The following is an 18,056-nucleotide window of genomic DNA, read 5'->3' as shown; positions in this document are numbered from 1 at the left end:
CGGCTCAAACACTCAATCGTCGGGCTGTTTGCTCCACCAGTGGGATAATACGGTCAGTACCTAACGCTTTATGTGGCCGCGCCGCCGATTGCAATACCACCGCCACCGTTGCCAGTTCCGGTAAGCCTAATTCTGCCGGCAGGCGATACAGATCGGCGGGCACACAACAAGATGCTAAAGTGGTCATCGCTTCGCCCCGCCTAACCAGCTCGATTAACAACGCACAACTACCGCTAATACAGATCACGTCAAAATGACGCCCCTGCTTGCTCAAACCATCCACGGCGGTGCTGTGAAATTTACAATCCGCGTCCACCAACGCTAGCCTAAGCGACTGATCCGGTTTAATAAAATCCGCCGTGGGTGCGACCCAAACGCCCTTATCTTGCAGCAACAGATAACCTTCCTCGGTTTCAGGGCGACGGGTAAGCACCGTCAAATCCAACTCTCCCTTATCAATCAACGCTCTTAGTTGTGCCGATGTACCGGTACGCACCTGTACCTGCAAACCGGGAATCTGTAACTGGATCTCAGACAGCAACTGTGGCAATACACCGGTGACATAATCATCCGGACAACCTAACATCAAAGGACGAGATCCCGTCTCGGATGACATAACCCCTAGCGCTTCATCATGCAGCTTCATAATCCGCCGGGCATAACTCAGCAGCTTTAAGCCATCATCGCTCAGTTGTAGTTCACGGCCATCCTTTAGGAACAGCTTTTTATCCAGTTGCTCCTCCAGGCGTTTCATCTGCATACTCACTGCTGACTGCGTACGAAAAAGCTGGGCTGCAGCCCGAGTGAAGCTGCCACTATCGACCACCGCGATAAAGCTGCGAAGCAGTTCATTGTCTAACATCAAGGGTATTGATACCTGTTATCAGATTTATTCGTTTGAGGGCGCTCACATTAAACGCCAGACTAGCCTCTAAACTAATCGACTTCACAGAGAAAAGGAATCTAGCGATGCAACTGATTATCGGGAATCATAACTATTCAAGCTGGTCACTACGCGCCTGGCTGTTACTCCGTCAATTTGACCTAGGGTTTGATACCCTTCGCATTGCTCTTTTCACACCGGGTTCTGCTAAACAGATTAAAAGCTTCAATCCAGCAGGCAAGGTGCCAATCTTGCTCGATAACGATCTAACAATCTGGGATTCGTTGGCGATCGGTGAATATATCAACGAACAGCACCTGTTCGGCAAAGGCTGGCCCGCCGATGCCCGCCTCAGAGCCCATGCCCGAAGTAGCTGCGCCGAAATGCATAGCGGTTTTATGGCGCTACGCAAGGCCATGCCTATGAACTGCCGCCGCCATGTGGATAACTTTGCCATCTCGGTTGAGGTTCAGCAGGATATCGATCGTATCAATACCTTATGGAGTGAAGCCCTAAGCAGGAGTGGTTCAGAACAGTTTTTATACGGGAATTTTTCCATCGCAGACGCCTGCTATGCACCGGTCGTTTTCCGCCTGACCGGCTATGGCGTTAAGCAGCCCGCGCAACTGCAAGCTTATTGCGACCGCATACTCGCCCTACCCGCCTGCCAAGAGTGGCTGGCGTTGGCACAACAGGAAAGCGAGGTCATTGAGGAAGAAGAGGTTTAGCAACGGCTGTTATAAAAAAACGCTCCGCAGCAACAGCTGGGGAGCGTTTTTCTCGCTAAATACCGTTATTACAAACCGTATTTATCCGCCATATCTTCCAATGAAACCGCCACGATCTTATCCGCATGACCGGCTGTGCCGAATGCTTCATAACGGGCGACACAGATATCGCTCATCGCATCCATGGTCACTTTAAGGAATTTACGGGGATCAAACTCAGATGGGTTCTCAGCCAGGAAGCGACGTACCGCACCGGTAGATGCCAGACGCAGATCGGTATCGATGTTAACCTTACGCACACCGTGCTTAATGCCCTCAACGATCTGTTCAACCGGCACACCGTAAGTTTCTGGGATCTCTCCGCCGAACTCATTGATAATCGCCAGCCACTCCTGCGGTACAGAAGAGGAACCGTGCATCACCAAGTGAGTGCCAGGGATACGATCATGGATCGCTTTAATACGATCGATCGCTAAAATATCACCGGTTGGTGGACGGGTGAACTTGTAAGCCCCGTGGGATGTACCGCAGGCAATCGCCAGTGCATCAACACCTGTTTTCGCAACGAAATCAGCAGCTTCATCAGGATCGGTCAGCATTTGATCGTGGGACAGCGTACCTGTTGCGCCAACACCATCTTCTTCACCGGCCTGACCTGTCTCTAACGACCCGAGGCAACCCAGCTCACCTTCAACAGACACACCACACGCATGCGCCATCTCAACGGTACGACGGGTAACATCGACATTATAGTCGTAGTCCGATGGTGTTTTACCATCCGCCATCAATGAACCGTCCATCATCACTGAGGAGAAACCCATCGCGATAGAACGCTGACAGATCGCTGGTGAGGTACCGTGATCCTGATGCATACAGACCGGGATATGAGGAAACTCAGCAATCGCCGCCAGAATCATATGACGCAGAAAGTTAGAACCCGCGTATTTACGCGCACCAGCAGAGGCCTGAACAATCACCGGCGAGTTGGTCTTGTCAGCGGCTTCCATAATAGCGCGCATCTGTTCAAGATTATTCACGTTAAACGCCGGGATACCGTAACCATGCTCAGCGGCATGATCCAGCAGCTGACGCATACTGATAAGAGCCATATGTTCACCTTTTTAATTAAGCCTGTGCGGCTATTAATTCTATCTTAAGCGGCTCAACAGAGCAGCCACTCGTTTATATATTGCAAATCTTCGCATCCTAGACGCAACGTTTAAAGCGCCATGAATGCGGTGAGTGCGCGACCAACACTGACGCGACCTCGGTTTAATTAGCCCGGGATTCCAGCATCGCCACGGCAGGTAAAACCTTACCTTCAACAAACTCAAGGAAAGCACCACCGCCGGTCGAAATGTAGGACACCTGATCAGCAATCTGATACTTATCCACAGCGGCCAGCGTGTCACCACCACCGGCAATAGAGAAGCCTTTGTTCTCGGCGATCGCCAACGCGAGGGTTTTGGTGCCTTCACCAAACTGATCAAACTCAAACACACCCACAGGGCCATTCCAGATAATGGTACCGGCCTCTTTCAACATGTCAGCCAGATTAGCCGCTGATTGTGGACCGATATCCAAAATCATATCATCTTCACCAACCTCATCGACGAGCTTAATCGTTGCCGTCGCGGTTTCAGCAAACTCAGTAGCCACAACCACATCGACCGGCAGCGGAATATTCACTTTCTCCATCAACGCTTTTGCGGTTGGAATCAGGTCATGTTCACACAAAGACTTACCGACAGGTTTACCGGCTGCTGCGAGGAAGGTATTTGCGATACCGCCACCGACAATCAACTGATCGACTTTATCGGACAGTGACTCGAGTACGGTCAGTTTAGTCGATACTTTAGAGCCACCAACAATCGCCGCCATCGGCCGTGCTGGGTTGCCTAATGCTTTTGCCAGCGCATCGAGTTCGCCAGCTAACAGTGGACCCGCGCAGGCAACCGCAGCAAACTTAGCGACACCGTGGGTTGATGCCTGTGCCCGGTGGGCTGTACCGAACGCATCCATAACATAGATATCGCACAGTGCCGCCATTTTTTTGGACAAGGCTTCATCATCTTTCTTTTCGCCGACATTAAAGCGGACATTTTCCAGCAACACGACATCGCCATCGGCCACATCGAAATCGCCTTCGAGCCACTCTTTGATCAGTGGTACGTCACGCCCTAGCAAGCTGCCTAAATGACGCGCCACCGGCGCCAACGAACTCGCTTCATCGTAAACGCCTTCGGTCGGACGGCCTAGGTGAGACATCAGCATCACCTTAGCACCAGCTTCGAGCGCAAGTTTAATGGTGGGCAACGAAGCACGAATACGGGCATCACTGGTCACCTGACCATCCTTGACTGGCACATTGAGGTCTTCACGGATCAGGACACGCTTGCCCTTGAGATCCACTTCGGTCATTTTCAATACGCTCATATTTATTCCTGCTTCTTAATACTCAAAATTACAACAACAGTCTGTGACAGACTATCGCTTTCAATTACTTAATGTTTAACCAGCCCTGTGCGACATCCAGCATCCGGTTGGCAAAGCCCCACTCGTTATCAAACCAGCACATCAGTTTAATCATCTTGCCACCACTGACGCGGGTCTGGGTGCCATCGACAATGCCGGAACGGGCATCCCGATTGAAATCGATCGATGCATGGGCTTCTTCGGTATATCCCAGCAAGCCGCGCAAGGGACCTTCCGCCGCTATTCGCAGTATCTCATTGACCTGTGCCGCCGAGGTTGACTCACTCACGTTTAAAGAGATATCCAACAACGACACGTTAATCGTCGGCACCCGCACATGTAGCGACTCGAAGCGTCCCGCCAACTCGGGCAATAGGCGATCGATACCGCGATTCAAACCGGTATTCACCGGAATAATCGACTGCATGGCACTACGGGTTAAACGTAGATCGGTTTGGTTGTAGCTATCGATTACCGGCTGATCGTTCATCGCCGAATGAATCGTGGTGGTCACACCGCTGATAATGCCTAACTCTCGGTGCAATAGATTCAGTATCGGCACAATACAGTTAGTCGAACAGGAACCCGCCGCTACGATGGTTTGATCCGCCGCTAACAGCTGCTGATTAAAGCCATAGATAATAGTGGCATCAACATCGGCTTCGGCCGGCTGAGAAAACAGCAACCGTCGCGCGCCACTATCCAGATGTTTCTGGGCGGTTAAACGGTCGCTAAAGGAGCCCGAACATTCGAGCACCAGATCAACGTCCATCTCCTGCCAGGGCATCGATCCGGCTTCCGCCTGATTCAACACCCGAATCGCATCACCGTCGATCAATAGATCACGACCATTATGCGCCACCGGCAGCGGGAAGCGTCCATGTGTCGTGTCATAGCGCGTCAGATAAGTTACCGTCTCAATATCCGATAACTCATTGATCGCCACCACTTGCAGCTGATCACGATAGCCGCACTCATAGATCGCCCGCAGGACGCTCTGCCCAATCCGGCCATAGCCGTTTATTGCAACCCGGAAAGCCATATCACCTCGTTAAACAAAAAAAGCCAACTGAATCAGTTGGCCTTTCGAACCGTCTGCTTTAGAGAACAGACTTCACTTTTTCAACAACATTCTCAACGGTAAAGCCAAACAGTTTAAACAGATCGCTGGCTGGTGCCGACTCACCAAAGGTGGTCATGCCCACAATCGCACCATCGAGGCCGACATATTTATACCAATAATCCGCTTGTGCTGCTTCCACTGCGACCCGTGCTTTCACGGCAGCAGGCAGAACAGATTCACGGTAGGCTGCATCTTGTTTATCAAACAGGTCAGTACATGGCATGGACACCACACGCACCTGCTTACCTTCCGCTTCAAGAGCAGCGGCTGAATCCATCGCCAGACCCACTTCAGAACCGGTCGCGATCAGAATCGCATCGGGCGTGCCTACGGTATCTTTCAAGATGTATCCACCGCGAGCAACATTCGCCAGCTGTTCAGCGTCACGCGCCTGATGTGGCAAGTTTTGGCGGGAGAAGATCATCGCTGTCGGGCCATCGGCACGTTCCAGCGCGGATTTCCAAGCGATAGCAGACTCAACCGCATCCGCGGGACGCCAAGTGCTCATATTCGGTGTATGACGCAGGTTAGCGATCTGTTCAATCGGCTGATGGGTTGGGCCATCTTCACCTAGACCGATAGAGTCATGAGTATACACATGAATAGCGCGGATCTTCATCAACGCAGCCATCCGCAGTGCATTACGGGCATATTCCATAAACACTAAGAAAGTTGCACCGTAAGGGATAAAGCCACCGTGTAGCGCGATACCATTCATGATCGCCGACATACCAAACTCACGCACGCCGTAGAACATGTAGTTGCCAGAAGCATCATCTTTCGTGATCCCCTTGCAACCAGACCACAGTGTCAGGTTAGAGCCCGCCAGATCGGCAGAACCGCCGAGCAGTTCAGGCAACAGAGGGCCATAAGCATTCAATGCATTCTGAGACGCCTTACGTGAAGCGATGGTTTCGCCTTTCGCTTGCAGCTCTTCGATATAGGTATCGGCTTTTTCAGAGAAGTCAGCGGGCAATTCACCGGTATAACGGCGGATCAGCTCGCGCGCTTCAGCAGGGTAGTCTTTGCTGTACTCAGCAAAACGCTCTTCCCAGTCATTTTCCAACACAGCACCGCTTTCGAGACCGTTCCACTGTTCAGCGATATCTTCAGGAATAACAAAAGGCTCATATTCCCAACCGAGCTGTTTACGGGCCAAGGCGATCTCATCATCACCCAGCGGCGCACCGTGGCAATCTTCTTTACCCTGTTTATTCGGCGAACCAAAACCAATGATGGTTTTGCAGCAGATCAGGGTAGGCTGATCTTCGTTGTCCTGTGCCGCTTCAATCGCCGCTTTAATCTGTTCCGCATCGTGACCATCTACATTCGGGATCACATGCCAGCCGTAAGCTTCAAAACGCTTCGGCGTATCATCGGTAAACCAACCTTCGACTTCACCATCGATAGAGATGCCGTTGTCATCGTAGAAGGCAATCAACTTACCTAAGCCTAAAGTACCGGCCAGTGAGCAAGACTCGTGGGAGATACCTTCCATCAAACAACCATCGCCAAGGAAGGCGTAGGTGTGGTGATCGATAATCTCATGACCTTCACGGTTAAACTGCGCCGCCAATGATTTCTCAGCAATCGCAAAACCGACCGCATTGGTAATACCCTGACCCAGTGGGCCAGTGGTGGTTTCAACACCTGGGGCATAACCGTATTCTGGGTGACCGGCGGTTTTTGAATGCAGTTGACGGAAGTTTTTCAGATCATCAATGGACAGATCATAACCGGTCAGGTGCAGTAGGCTATAAATCAACATAGAGCCGTGACCATTCGACAAAACAAAACGGTCGCGGTCTAACCAATGCGGGTTCGCCGGATTGTGTTTTAGGAAATCATTCCATAAGACTTCAGCGATATCCGCCATTCCCATCGGCGCACCAGGGTGACCAGATTTAGCCTTTTGGACAGCATCCATACTGAGGGCACGAATTGCATTGGCAAGTTCTCTACGCGAGGACATTCATTCACTCCAGGGCCGAAGAAGCCCAAGTTGAGATTAAAAAGTGTGTTGATGCTGCATCATCATCTTTAACTGCCAAGTTGATGGGTTGAGCACCGATATAAAAATAGGACGCTATTTTCTCGTAACCGTCCGTCAGCTTCAAACCTATTTCAGAGAAATTTAATGAAAATGAGCCGTTTTCATCTAAAAAAGTAAAAAAATCATCTAAAACAGGAACGCCGGCCATGCAATCATGACCTAACACGATTAAAATAGCGCTCATTCTTGTACTCGGGCTGTCGGTCCGATGCCATACATCATTCTCATAAGCTAGGATTGAAGACGCGTAATGAGCGAATACAGCCTGTTTACCTCGGAATCCGTTTCCGAAGGTCATCCTGACAAGATCGCCGATCAGATCTCTGATGCGGTTCTTGATGCAATTATTGCTGAAGACAAGTACGCCCGTGTGGCCTGTGAAACCATGGTTAAAACCGGTGTCGCGATTGTCTCTGGTGAAATCACGACCTCCGCATGGGTCGATCTAGAAGCGCTCGTCCGTGGCGTTATCTGTGATATCGGTTACACCTCATCCGACGTTGGCTATGACGGCGCGACCTGCGGTGTCCTCAACATCATCGGCAAACAGTCACCTGATATCAATCAGGGTGTCGACCGCGCCAACCTTGAAGATCAAGGAGCCGGTGACCAAGGTTTGATGTTTGGTTATGCCAGCAACGAAACCGATGTGCTGATGCCAGCGCCAATTTGCTACGCTCACCGTCTAGTTGAACGTCAGGCCGAAGCGCGTAAATCAGGCCTATTGCCATGGTTGCGCCCCGATGCCAAGAGCCAGGTAACCTTCCGTTATGAGAACGGCCAACCGGTCGGTATCGATGCGGTTGTGCTGTCCACACAACACAACCCGGAAGTCTCCATGGCGGATCTTCAGGAAGCGGTGATGGAGCTGATCATCAAGCACACCCTGCCCGCTGAATGGATCGACAAGAGCACTAAGTTCCATATCAACCCAACCGGCAACTTCGTTATCGGTGGGCCGGTTGGCGACTGTGGTCTGACAGGTCGTAAGATTATCGTAGACACCTACGGCGGCATGGCCCGCCACGGTGGCGGCGCATTCTCCGGCAAAGACCCATCAAAAGTTGACCGTTCAGCAGCCTACGCGGGCCGTTATGTAGCGAAAAATATCGTTGCCGCAGGTTTGGCTGACAAGTGTGAGATTCAAGTGTCTTACGCCATCGGCGTAGCAGAGCCTACTTCAGTATCGATCAACACCTTCGGTACCGGTAAGATTTCTGACGCGAAAATCATCGAACTGGTGAATAACCACTTCGATCTGCGGCCACATGCGATCACTCGCATGTTGGATCTACTGCACCCGATGTACCGTCCAACGGCTGCTTACGGTCACTTTGGCCATAATCCTTATGAGATGACTTCCGGTAACGAAACCTTTACCGCTTACTCTTGGGAAAAAACCGATAAAGCCGACGAACTGCGTGCCGCTGCAGGCATCTAAGTCTCATTGGCATTGCGTTAGCGAGTCTTAAGTCAGCCTCAGCTAACCACAAATTAGGGCAGAGCATTCACTCTGCCCTTTTTTATACCCTCACAGTATCGCTCCACCCTCCCTGTCTCAAAACCACAAGCACCAAGATCCCGCTAACTGATCTCTTTTTACCGTGGCATAATAGCGCCTCAACCCGCAGATCTGATTGATAGACACCATGAGAATTCCACGTTTTTATGAGCCTCAAGCCATTATCGAAGGCCAACCACTCAGCCTTAGCGACAGCGTTGTGCAGCATGTCAGTCGCGCGCTACGTATGCGGCCCGGTGATACCCTCATACTGTTTAACGGTGATGGCTGCGAATATACCGCCGAGCTTACCGAGGTGGCTAAACGCAGCGCTTCGGTACAGATTACTCAGACGGTGAAACCTCAGCGTGTTTCCCCCTTAACAATCACCCTCGGGCAATCGATCTCCCGCGGCGAGCGCATGGACTATGCGGTACAAAAAGCCACCGAACTCGGCATGAACCGGATGGTGCCGCTGTTCACCGAGCGCTGCGAAGTGCGCTTAAATAACGACCGTCAAGATAAACGCCGCCAACACTGGCAACAGGTGGCGGTTAGCGCTTGCGAACAGAGTCTCCGTTGCGACCTACCCGAGATCGGCGAGCCACAATCCCTCAACGACTGGCTGGATAACGTCGAAGCCGACCTTAAACTGGTGCTCCATCACCATACCGAACAACCGCTGGGCGACTTCGCCAAACCCGACTCCATCGCCCTATTGATCGGCCCGGAAGGCGGCTTAAGCGAAGCAGAAGTGGAACTCGCACTGGCAAAAGGGTTCAAACCGGTAGCCTTTGGCCCCCGGGTGTTCCGCACTGAAACCGCGCCTGTTGCGGCGTTATCCGTACTGCAATATCTCTGGGGCGACCTAGGATAAACACAGATAACAGTAATACTGGTGATGACTGAATCAGGCGGGTAGAATCCCTCTACACGCAACACCGCTAATTGATAGATCAACTTTACAGATAAACAAGGCGCATCAATGACAGTTAAAATCGGCATTGTGATGGATCCCATCGAGACCATCAGCTTCAAAAAAGACAGCTCTCTCGCCATGCTTTGGGCCGCCCAAAGCAAAGGTTGGGAGATCTGGTATATGGAGCAGAAAGATCTTTACCTGCGTGATGGCAAGGTATTGGCGAAGATGGCACCGATGACCGTCGATATGAACCCTGAGAAATGGTTCGATCGTGGTGAATATCAGGTGCAGGAAGTTAGCACCCTCGATGCCGTTCTGATGCGCAAAGACCCTCCTTTCGATAACGAGTTTATCTATTCGACTCACCTACTCGAAATGGCGGCCATGCAGGGCAACACCCTGATGGTCAACCGGCCACAAGCACTACGGGATTATAACGAGAAGATCTTTGCCACCCACTTCCCCCAATGCTGCCCACCGGTACTGGTCACCCGTCGTGATGACCTACTGCGCGAATTCCACGCTGAATTTAAAGATGTCATCTTCAAACCCCTCGACGGCATGGGCGGCACCTCTATTTTCCGCATTCAAGAAGAGGGCGTTAACCTCGGTGTGATCATCGAAACCCTCACTAAATTCGGCACCGAAACCATCATGGCGCAACAATATCTGCCACAGATCGTCGACGGTGATAAACGTATTCTGATGATCGATGGCGAGCCTGTACCTTACGGCCTGTCACGGATTCCCACCAATGGCGAAACCCGTGGCAACCTTGCCGCCGGTGGTCGCGGCGAAGGCCGTCCACTGACTGAACGGGAGCTATGGATCGCGGCACAGGTTGGCCCTACCCTGAAAGCACAGGGGATTCTGTTTGCCGGTTTAGATGTGATCGGTGACTACCTCACCGAAGTGAACGTCACCAGTCCAACCTGTATCCGCGAACTGGATAATCAATTTGGTTTGGATATTGGTATGCAACTGATGGATGTCATCGAAGAGAAACTTAATCAGCGGCCCGCATAACCATGATTAACCGCCTCACAGGAGTGTCAAATGAGTAAAGCCGTCGCCGCTGTATCCGCAGCAGATCGCCTCGGCTTCACCCTGTTTTTGGCCGTGGCGGTGCATGCCGCCGCTATTCTTGGCATTGGCTTTGCTATCACGCCCAAGACACCTCCGGCGCAGACGCTGGAAATCACCCTTGCCCAGTTTAAGAGTGAAAAACCACCCGAAGAGGCGGACTTTATCGCCCAAGCGGATCAGCAGGGTAGCGGCCAACTAGAAGAGAAAGCCCTGCCCACCACCCGCGAACAGGCCGATTTTCAGCACCAAGACATTCAGGAAACGGCAGCCCTTCAGCCGACGCCGACAGTGAAGCCAGCGCCACAACCGATCCCACCGAAACCGCCGGCACCGGTAGATATCGCTGAGAACGTTAAAAAGACCACCAACAACGCACCGGCACAACAGGTGGTTGTTACCCAGGCGAAGAAAGAGAAAAAACGTACCGCCGTTGAGAAGAAACAGCGTCCATCGGCGCCGCCACCTCCGCCACCCGGCAACTCTCAATCCCTGCTCTCCCGCAGTCTTGAGATCGCAAGCCTTGAAGCCCAGCTCGATTTTCAACGCCAAGAGTATGCCAAACGGCCACGGGTCAAACGCCTGACCTCTGCGGCAACTAAAAGTCACAATGATGCGGTCTATCTGGCCAATTGGCGGCGGAAGATTGAATCGGTGGGCAACCTGAATTACCCGAAAGAAGCACAACAAAACCAGCTATACGGCAGCCTACGGATGATGGTGATCATATTGCCTGACGGTCATGTAAAGGATATTCGCATCCTGCACTCCTCCGGTAATAAGGTACTCGATGATGCCGCCGTTAGAATTGTGCAATTGGCATCACCTTTTCAAAGCTTTCCGATTGAGATGCGCAAGGATACCGATGAACTGGAAATTATCCGCACCTGGAAATTTGAGAAATCGGCACGGGTATACTAAACCTTATGGAACTGAGCGACAGAGAAACAACGCTTGAACCATCCCGTTTCCATACGACTCAAGGGCAGGATTCACGATGACAGCAGAGGCCTCTTCACTCTACCTGCCCGGCAGTCTCCAGGGCCACTTTCTCTTTTCCATGCCTCACATGGATGACCCTCGCTTTGCCCAGAGCCTCATCTATATCTGTGAACATAATGAATCCGGTGCCATGGGTATAGTGATCAACCGCCCGACAGAGATGCACCTGAACGAACTGTTGCAGCTACTTGAGCTTCCCGACCGGGAGGATCACGCCGCCATAGAGGTTTATGCCGGCGGCCCGGTACAGAATGACCGAGGCTTTATTCTTCACAGCCCCCTCGCCAAGTGGGATTCGAGTTATGTCATCAACGATCAACTAACCCTGACCACCTCAACGGATATTCTGCGCGCGATCAGCGAAAACCACGGGCCAGAGGACTTTCTGGTGGCGTTAGGCTATGCCGGCTGGGGCGCGGGACAACTCGAACAGGAACTGTCTGATAATGTTTGGTTAAGTTGCCCGGCTAATTTAGATATAATGTTCCGCACTCCGGCCGAGGAACGACTTCAGGCGGCAGCGGCGACGATGGGGATTGATCTTAATCTATTAACATCGCAAAGCGGCCATGCCTAATCAGCGCCCTCGCCACTAACCCACTCAAAGAAGCGTATGATCACACTCTCAGGTCCAGTTATAGGCTTTGATTTCGGCACCACTCGGATCGGCATTGCCGCCGGCCAAGCAATCACCGGCACGGCCTCTCCGTTACCGCCGATCAGTGCCCGCGACGGCATCCCCGACTGGCAGGTGATTGAAACACTCATCGCTGAGTGGCAGCCCGCTGCTATTGTCGTTGGCATCCCGCTGAATATGGATGGCAGTATCAGCGACATGTCGCGTCGGGCTCGAAAATTTGCCAACCGTCTCAAAGAACGTTGCCAGCGCCCCTGCTATCTGATTGATGAACGGCTCACCACCCGTGAAGCCAAACAGATCAGTCTATCTCGGGGCGGCAGCAGTAATTTTAAAGAAAATTCCGTTGACGGCATTGCCGCTCAACTGATTCTGGAAAGCTGGTTTGAATCAGACCAACTGATATCCAGTGAAACCCGACTGGAGGACCTTTATGGTATCGGGCGTAATTAAAGTCGATCACCTGTTAGCTAAAATGGCGACCGAACTGACCACTCTTATCAAGGCACGACAGCTTGATGACCCCATGATGATCGGCATCCGCACCGGCGGCGTTTGGCTCGCGGAACATCTGCATCAGCAGCTCAATATCGCCAGCCCACTGGGCACCCTAGATATCTCATTCTATCGTGATGATTTTACTCAGGTGGGCTTAAACCCTAAAGTGCAGCCCTCGGCACTACCGAGCGCCACGGAAGACCGACACATTATCCTTGTCGATGATGTCATCATGAGCGGCCGCACCATTCGTGCTGCCATGAATGAGCTGTTTGATTATGGCCGCCCCGCGTCCATTACACTGGTCACGCTGCTCGACCTCAATCGACGTGAACTCCCCATTCAGGCGGATGTTATCGGCGACACACTGCTGCTGGCCGATGATGAACAGGTCAAACTCACTGGGCCGGCGCCATTGGCACTGGAAATCCGTAAGAAAGCTAACTTATAACCCATCGCCGGAATCTGCCATGTTCGTACAACAAGATCCCAACCTGATCCAACTCAACAGTGCCGGTCAGCTAAAACACTTTCTGACCACCGAAGGGCTGAGCCGGGAGATGCTAACCGAGATCCTCGATACCGCCGACTCCTTTGTGGATATGAACGCTCAACAGGTTAAAAAAGTCCCCTTACTGCGGGGTAAAACCCTGGTTAACCTGTTCTTTGAAGCCAGCACCCGCACCGCCAGCACCTTTGAACTGGCGGCGAAACGGCTATCGGCCGATGTGTTGAACCTGAATATCAAAACCTCATCGACCTCCAAGGGTGAAACCCTTAAAGACACCCTGATGACCATGGAAGCGATGCACTCCGATATGTTTGTCGTGCGGCATTCAGAGAGTGGCGCGGCTCACTATATCGCCAGTAATGTGACCCCCCATGTGGCGGTGATCAATGCCGGTGATGGTCGTCATGCCCATCCGACACAGGCCATGCTCGATATGCTGACCATCCGTCAGCACAAAGGCGCCTTTGAACCACTAAGTGTGGCCATTGTCGGCGATATTCTCCACTCACGGGTCGCCCGCTCTCAGATCCATGCACTGCGCACCTTAGGGGTCTCCGACATTCGCGTCATTGCACCCACCACCCTATTGCCAAGACATATCGAAGCCCTCGGGGTGACGGTCTTTACCGATATGAAACAGGGACTGAAAGATGTCGATGTGGTGATGATGCTACGGCTACAGAAAGAGCGCATGCAGAGCGCGCTACTGCCGAGTGAATCAGAATTCTACAACCTCTATGGCCTCACCGAAGAGAAATTAAAACTCACCCATCCGGATTCTATCGTCATGCATCCTGGGCCGATCAACCGCGGCGTAGAGATCGAAACCTCGGTGGCCGATGGCCCTAAGTCGATGATTCTTAAACAGGTGACCAATGGTATTGCCGTCCGCATGGCGGTTATGTCGATGGCGATGGGCGGACAGATGACCGAACATCAGGCCCGACGGGAGAGCGAATAAAGTTATGAGCATCAATATTGCAATCACAAACGGCCGTGTCATCGACCCTGCCAATAATCTGGATCAGATCACCGATCTGTTTATCCGCGACGGCAAGGTCGCCGCTCTCGGCCAAGCCCCAGAGGGTTTTATCGCCGACCAGCAGATCGATGCCAGCAATCTCGTGGTTAGTCCTGGGCTAATCGATCTCTGCGCTAATCTACGTGAACCCGGTTATAGCCGCAAAGGCACGATCGCTAGTGAAACCGCTGCGGCCGCCGCGGGCGGGATTACCACGCTGTGCATGCCGCCCCTGACGAAGCCCATCGCGGATAACACCGCCGTGATCGACCTCATTGAAGATCTCGCCAAACAAGCAGGCAATGCCCGCGTATTGCCGATAGGCGCCCTCACTCAGGAACTGAAAGGCGAGCAACTTAGCCCGATGTATGGCCTCAGTAAGTCCGGCTGTATCGGCTTTACTAACGCCCGCCAGCCAATCCGTAGTTCGCTGACGCTAGTACGCTGCTTAGAATACGCCGCCACCCACGATCTGCTGGTGATGTTCCAACCTATGGATACCGACCTAGCCGCCGGTGGTTCCATGCATGACGACATCACCTGTACTCGGCTCGGCCTGAGCGGCATTCCGGAAAGTGCAGAAACGGTCGAAGTCGCCCGCTGCCTGCTGCTAGTGGAACAAACCGGTGTAAAAGCACACTTTGGTCAACTGTCCTGCGAACGTTCCGTCCAGATGGTCATCGATGCTCGCGAGAGAGGCCTGCGAGTCACCGCCGATATCGCTATTCAAAACCTGTTACTGACCGATGAAAACGTCAATGGTTTTGATCCTAGTTTCCATCTGATTCCACCACTGCGTAGCCAGCTCGACCGTGCTGGTTTACGCCACGCGTTGGTGACCGACGGCTTCCACGCGATCTGTTCAGACCACCAGCCCCACGAACTAGCCGCTAAACAAGCCCCCTTTGCCGCGACCGAACCCGGCATGATCGGGCTTGAGACGCTGCTGTCGCTATCCTTGATGCTAGTACAGCAAGAGCTTATCTCATTGCCACAAATGCTGGCTAAGCTAACCTCAGGCCCCGCCAGCGTGCTGGATCTTGATCTCGGCACGCTAACCCCGGGCAGCACTGCCGATATCTGCATCTTCGATCCGCAGCAAGAGTGGATGCTGACCGATGAAAACCGCCGTTCGGCGGGTGCCAATACACCCTTTATGAATTTTCCATTAAAGGGTGTCGTGCGCTATACACTACTGGATGGCAACATCGTTTTTCAGCAGTAGCCTTCGCTTAAACCTAAAGCCTTAAACCTAAAGTAACGGTACGGCTAGAAACAAAAAACTCCGCCAGCGCGGAGTTTATCGAGGCGATCACAGTGTGATCGCCTTTTTTTGATCATCACATCCCTCAGCCAAAGATACCTTTCAGGCTGAAGAAGATCACGATAGAGAGTAACGCACCGGCGGGCAGGGTCACTATCCAAGAGATAAAGATAGTACCGACCACTTGCAGGTTAAGCGCCGAAAGCCCCCGCGCCATACCCACACCCAATACCGCACCGACTAACGTATGGGTAGTCGAGATAGGCAATCCGGTACCCGACGCAAAGACCACGGTTGAAGCCGCCGCCAGTGTCGCTGCGAAACCACGACTCGGAGTCAGCTCGGTAATATTATTACCCACGGTGGCGATCACCTTATGTCCATACATCACCAGACCGGCCACAATACCACTACCACCGAGTAACAAAATCCACACCGGCATGGATGATTCCTGCGCCACTTCGCCTGCCGAAGCCACCACACCGACCACTGCCGCCAGCGGACCAACCGCATTAGCAACATCATTCGAGCCATGGGCAAAGGCCATCGCACAGGCGGTGAACATCATCAACACACCAAAGACTTTCTCCACACTGGTGAAGTGGTAATCAACGTTCTCTTCCGCCTTCACGTGGATATTACGCAGCATCAGCACGCCTAAGCCTAAGGTGATTAAACCGACGCCAACAGAGATCAACGCACTCATACCAAAACCTGGGTTCAAGCCAATGTGCTTAAGTCCCTTGGTAAAGGTCACCATCGAGATCATAAAGCCGACCACAAAGATGTACATGGGCACATATTTTTTGGCGTTTTGAAAAGGGTTTTGGGTATCGAGGATGAGCTTTTGGACACTGCGGAAGAGGAAGAAGGCGATAATACCGGCGGTGAGTGGGGAGACCACCCAACTGGCAACAATTTTACCCACCTTGCCCCAGTGAACCGCATCAACCGAGATACCCACCGCGGCAAAGCCAACGATCGCCCCAACGATTGAGTGCGTGGTTGAGACAGGCCAGCCCATAGCGGTGGCAATCAGTAGCCAGATACCCGCGGCCAGCAACGCCGAGAGCATGCCATACACCAACAGTTCCGGCGAACCGGATAAGATACCCGGATCGATGATCCCTTTACGAATGGTCGCGGTGACCGCGCCACCGGCTAAATAAGCACCGGCAAACTCGAAGATAATCGCGATAATAATCGCTTGTTTTAGGGTTAATGCTTTTGAACCAACAGAGGTTCCCATCGCATTAGCCACATCGTTAGCGCCCACACCCCAGGCCATAAAGAATCCAAACACACATGCCATGATGACAAGGATATTGCCATAGTCTGCAATGATGCTCATGATAACTACCTAATTTTAAAGATTCAGAGAAAGTTTGTTCGCAACAGTTACTTAGCTAGCAACAACTGCAGGCGGCTGCCTACCTGTTGTGCTTTATCGGCAAGATCACCGATCCAAGTAATAATCTGATACAGGAACATGGCGTCGATCGGATGCAGGTCTTTCTCTACATCAAACAAGGAAGAGCGCACTTCGCGTTCCATCTCATCGGCATCGTGTTCCATATCATCAAGATCGTGGATCATTTTTTCGACGACATCGACTTCATGACCACGGAAACCCGCAGTAATCAGTTCATCAAGCTCATTCAGCGCGATCAGCGCCTGTCCTGACGTCTTGAGAGATGAGCGAATATACTCAGCAATGACAGGTTGTATTTGAGCGGGGACTGACATTTTACGACCCAACATGAGGCCAGCAATATCTTTTGCTCGGTTGGCGATCTTATCCTGCATACGTAGCAGTTCTAACAGATCGGTTCGGGGAACGGGAAGAAATAAACTATTAGGAAGATTCATACGAATCTCTTTTTTCATTGCGTCTGCTTCACCTTCAAGTACCGCAATGCTGTGCTGAACTTCAGCCGCTTTATCCCAGTCTTCAGCCATCACCGCATCGAAAAACGGGATCAACTGAATTGCACAGGAATGAGCCTTAGCAATATGTTCTTGCATGGGCTGAAATGGAGATCGTGCAAACATCTGCATAATCGGGTTATTAGTCACCATAAAATCACCGGCGTTAGTGCAAATTTTGCGCGAGTATACGTGGGCTTTACGTCTATTTGTAGTCAAAATGAAACATTAGTGTAATCATATTGACTAGAAGCCAAAACGCCACCCCAGCCTTCTCGCTGCGAATTATATATAACTCTCTGTTTTACCTGTTTTTTATCATACACCATTATGATGATTAATTTTTTATGACCGGCTCCTCTAATTAAATCTGTCGAGACAAAAAATGCTTTTTGTTAAGCTAAAAGAATCAATCGGCCACCGAACAGA

18 protein-coding genes are annotated in these 18,056 nt (G+C 51.9%); 10 read left to right on the top strand and 8 right to left on the bottom strand.

Annotated elements, in window-relative coordinates:
- Positions 1 to 4: 4 nt before the first annotated feature.
- The gene (locus tag EH243_RS03105) at positions 5 to 862 is read right to left on the bottom strand and encodes a LysR family transcriptional regulator (protein WP_126157175.1); all 858 of its coding nucleotides are present in this window, start codon (positions 860 to 862) and stop codon (positions 5 to 7) included.
- Between the two features lie 107 nt (positions 863 to 969).
- On the opposite strand from EH243_RS03105, the gene EH243_RS03100 reads away from it, so the two are divergent.
- Positions 970 to 1,611, top strand: a complete 642-nt coding sequence (locus EH243_RS03100) for a glutathione S-transferase family protein (protein ID WP_126157174.1) — start codon at positions 970 to 972, stop codon at positions 1,609 to 1,611.
- 68 nt (positions 1,612 to 1,679) lie between these two features.
- On the opposite strand, the gene fba is transcribed toward EH243_RS03100, so the two are convergent.
- The 5 genes from fba to EH243_RS03075 form a co-directional block, all read right to left on the bottom strand.
- Positions 1,680 to 2,720 carry a class II fructose-bisphosphate aldolase gene (gene fba / locus EH243_RS03095; RefSeq protein WP_126157173.1) on the bottom strand — a complete coding sequence of 347 codons (1,041 nt, stop codon included), beginning with the start codon at positions 2,718 to 2,720 and terminating at the stop codon, positions 1,680 to 1,682.
- Positions 2,721 to 2,883: 163 nt separating this feature from the next.
- Positions 2,884 to 4,047, bottom strand: coding sequence for a phosphoglycerate kinase (locus EH243_RS03090; RefSeq protein WP_126157172.1), 1,164 nt, complete (start codon positions 4,045 to 4,047; stop codon positions 2,884 to 2,886).
- A gap of 64 nt (positions 4,048 to 4,111) precedes the next feature.
- Positions 4,112 to 5,128, bottom strand: coding sequence for a type I glyceraldehyde-3-phosphate dehydrogenase (locus EH243_RS03085; RefSeq protein WP_126157171.1), 1,017 nt, complete (start codon positions 5,126 to 5,128; stop codon positions 4,112 to 4,114).
- A gap of 58 nt (positions 5,129 to 5,186) precedes the next feature.
- Positions 5,187 to 7,181: a transketolase gene (tkt, locus tag EH243_RS03080; RefSeq protein WP_126157170.1), complete on the bottom strand. Its 1,995-nt coding sequence runs from the start codon at positions 7,179 to 7,181 to the stop codon at positions 5,187 to 5,189.
- A 4-nt stretch (positions 7,182 to 7,185) separates the two neighbouring features.
- Positions 7,186 to 7,446, bottom strand: coding sequence for a hypothetical protein (locus tag EH243_RS03075; RefSeq protein ID WP_126157169.1), 261 nt, complete (start codon positions 7,444 to 7,446; stop codon positions 7,186 to 7,188).
- 66 nt (positions 7,447 to 7,512) lie between these two features.
- On the opposite strand from EH243_RS03075, the gene metK reads away from it, so the two are divergent.
- From metK to EH243_RS03030, 9 genes are all read left to right on the top strand, one after another.
- Positions 7,513 to 8,703, top strand: coding sequence for a methionine adenosyltransferase (gene metK / locus EH243_RS03070; protein WP_126157168.1), 1,191 nt, complete (start codon positions 7,513 to 7,515; stop codon positions 8,701 to 8,703).
- 208 nt (positions 8,704 to 8,911) lie between these two features.
- Positions 8,912 to 9,640: a 16S rRNA (uracil(1498)-N(3))-methyltransferase gene (locus tag EH243_RS03065; protein ID WP_126157167.1), complete on the top strand. Its 729-nt coding sequence runs from the start codon at positions 8,912 to 8,914 to the stop codon at positions 9,638 to 9,640.
- A gap of 108 nt (positions 9,641 to 9,748) precedes the next feature.
- Positions 9,749 to 10,711 (top strand): glutathione synthase, encoded by a 963-nt coding sequence (gene gshB, locus EH243_RS03060; protein WP_126157166.1) that lies wholly within the window; start codon positions 9,749 to 9,751, stop codon positions 10,709 to 10,711.
- A 30-nt stretch (positions 10,712 to 10,741) separates the two neighbouring features.
- Complete coding sequence (locus EH243_RS03055; RefSeq protein ID WP_126157165.1) at positions 10,742 to 11,689, top strand: energy transducer TonB; 948 nt, start codon at positions 10,742 to 10,744, stop codon at positions 11,687 to 11,689.
- A gap of 76 nt (positions 11,690 to 11,765) precedes the next feature.
- Positions 11,766 to 12,347, top strand: coding sequence for a YqgE/AlgH family protein (locus EH243_RS03050; RefSeq protein ID WP_126157164.1), 582 nt, complete (start codon positions 11,766 to 11,768; stop codon positions 12,345 to 12,347).
- A 36-nt stretch (positions 12,348 to 12,383) separates the two neighbouring features.
- On the top strand, positions 12,384 to 12,860 hold the full coding sequence (gene ruvX / locus EH243_RS03045) for a Holliday junction resolvase RuvX (RefSeq protein ID WP_126157163.1): 477 nt from the start codon (positions 12,384 to 12,386) through the stop codon (positions 12,858 to 12,860).
- Positions 12,841 to 13,356, top strand: coding sequence for a bifunctional pyr operon transcriptional regulator/uracil phosphoribosyltransferase PyrR (gene pyrR, locus EH243_RS03040; protein ID WP_126157162.1), 516 nt, complete (start codon positions 12,841 to 12,843; stop codon positions 13,354 to 13,356). The genes ruvX and pyrR overlap by 20 nt, the downstream gene beginning before the upstream one ends.
- Positions 13,357 to 13,375: 19 nt before the next feature.
- Positions 13,376 to 14,377: an aspartate carbamoyltransferase catalytic subunit gene (locus tag EH243_RS03035; protein ID WP_126157161.1), complete on the top strand. Its 1,002-nt coding sequence runs from the start codon at positions 13,376 to 13,378 to the stop codon at positions 14,375 to 14,377.
- A 4-nt stretch (positions 14,378 to 14,381) separates the two neighbouring features.
- Positions 14,382 to 15,662 (top strand): dihydroorotase, encoded by a 1,281-nt coding sequence (locus EH243_RS03030; RefSeq protein WP_126157160.1) that lies wholly within the window; start codon positions 14,382 to 14,384, stop codon positions 15,660 to 15,662.
- A 124-nt stretch (positions 15,663 to 15,786) separates the two neighbouring features.
- On the opposite strand, the gene EH243_RS03025 is transcribed toward EH243_RS03030, so the two are convergent.
- Complete coding sequence (locus EH243_RS03025; protein WP_126157159.1) at positions 15,787 to 17,052, bottom strand: inorganic phosphate transporter; 1,266 nt, start codon at positions 17,050 to 17,052, stop codon at positions 15,787 to 15,789.
- Between the two features lie 47 nt (positions 17,053 to 17,099).
- Complete coding sequence (locus EH243_RS03020; RefSeq protein WP_206441491.1) at positions 17,100 to 17,780, bottom strand: TIGR00153 family protein; 681 nt, start codon at positions 17,778 to 17,780, stop codon at positions 17,100 to 17,102.
- Between the last annotated feature and the right edge of the window lie 276 nt (positions 17,781 to 18,056).

This window comes from Amphritea opalescens (genome assembly GCF_003957515.1).
Classification (GTDB): Bacteria; Pseudomonadota; Gammaproteobacteria; order Pseudomonadales; family Balneatricaceae; genus Amphritea; species Amphritea opalescens.
The sequence above is the reverse complement of the archived record's forward strand: the minus strand, read 5'-3'. Positions and strand labels throughout refer to the sequence as shown.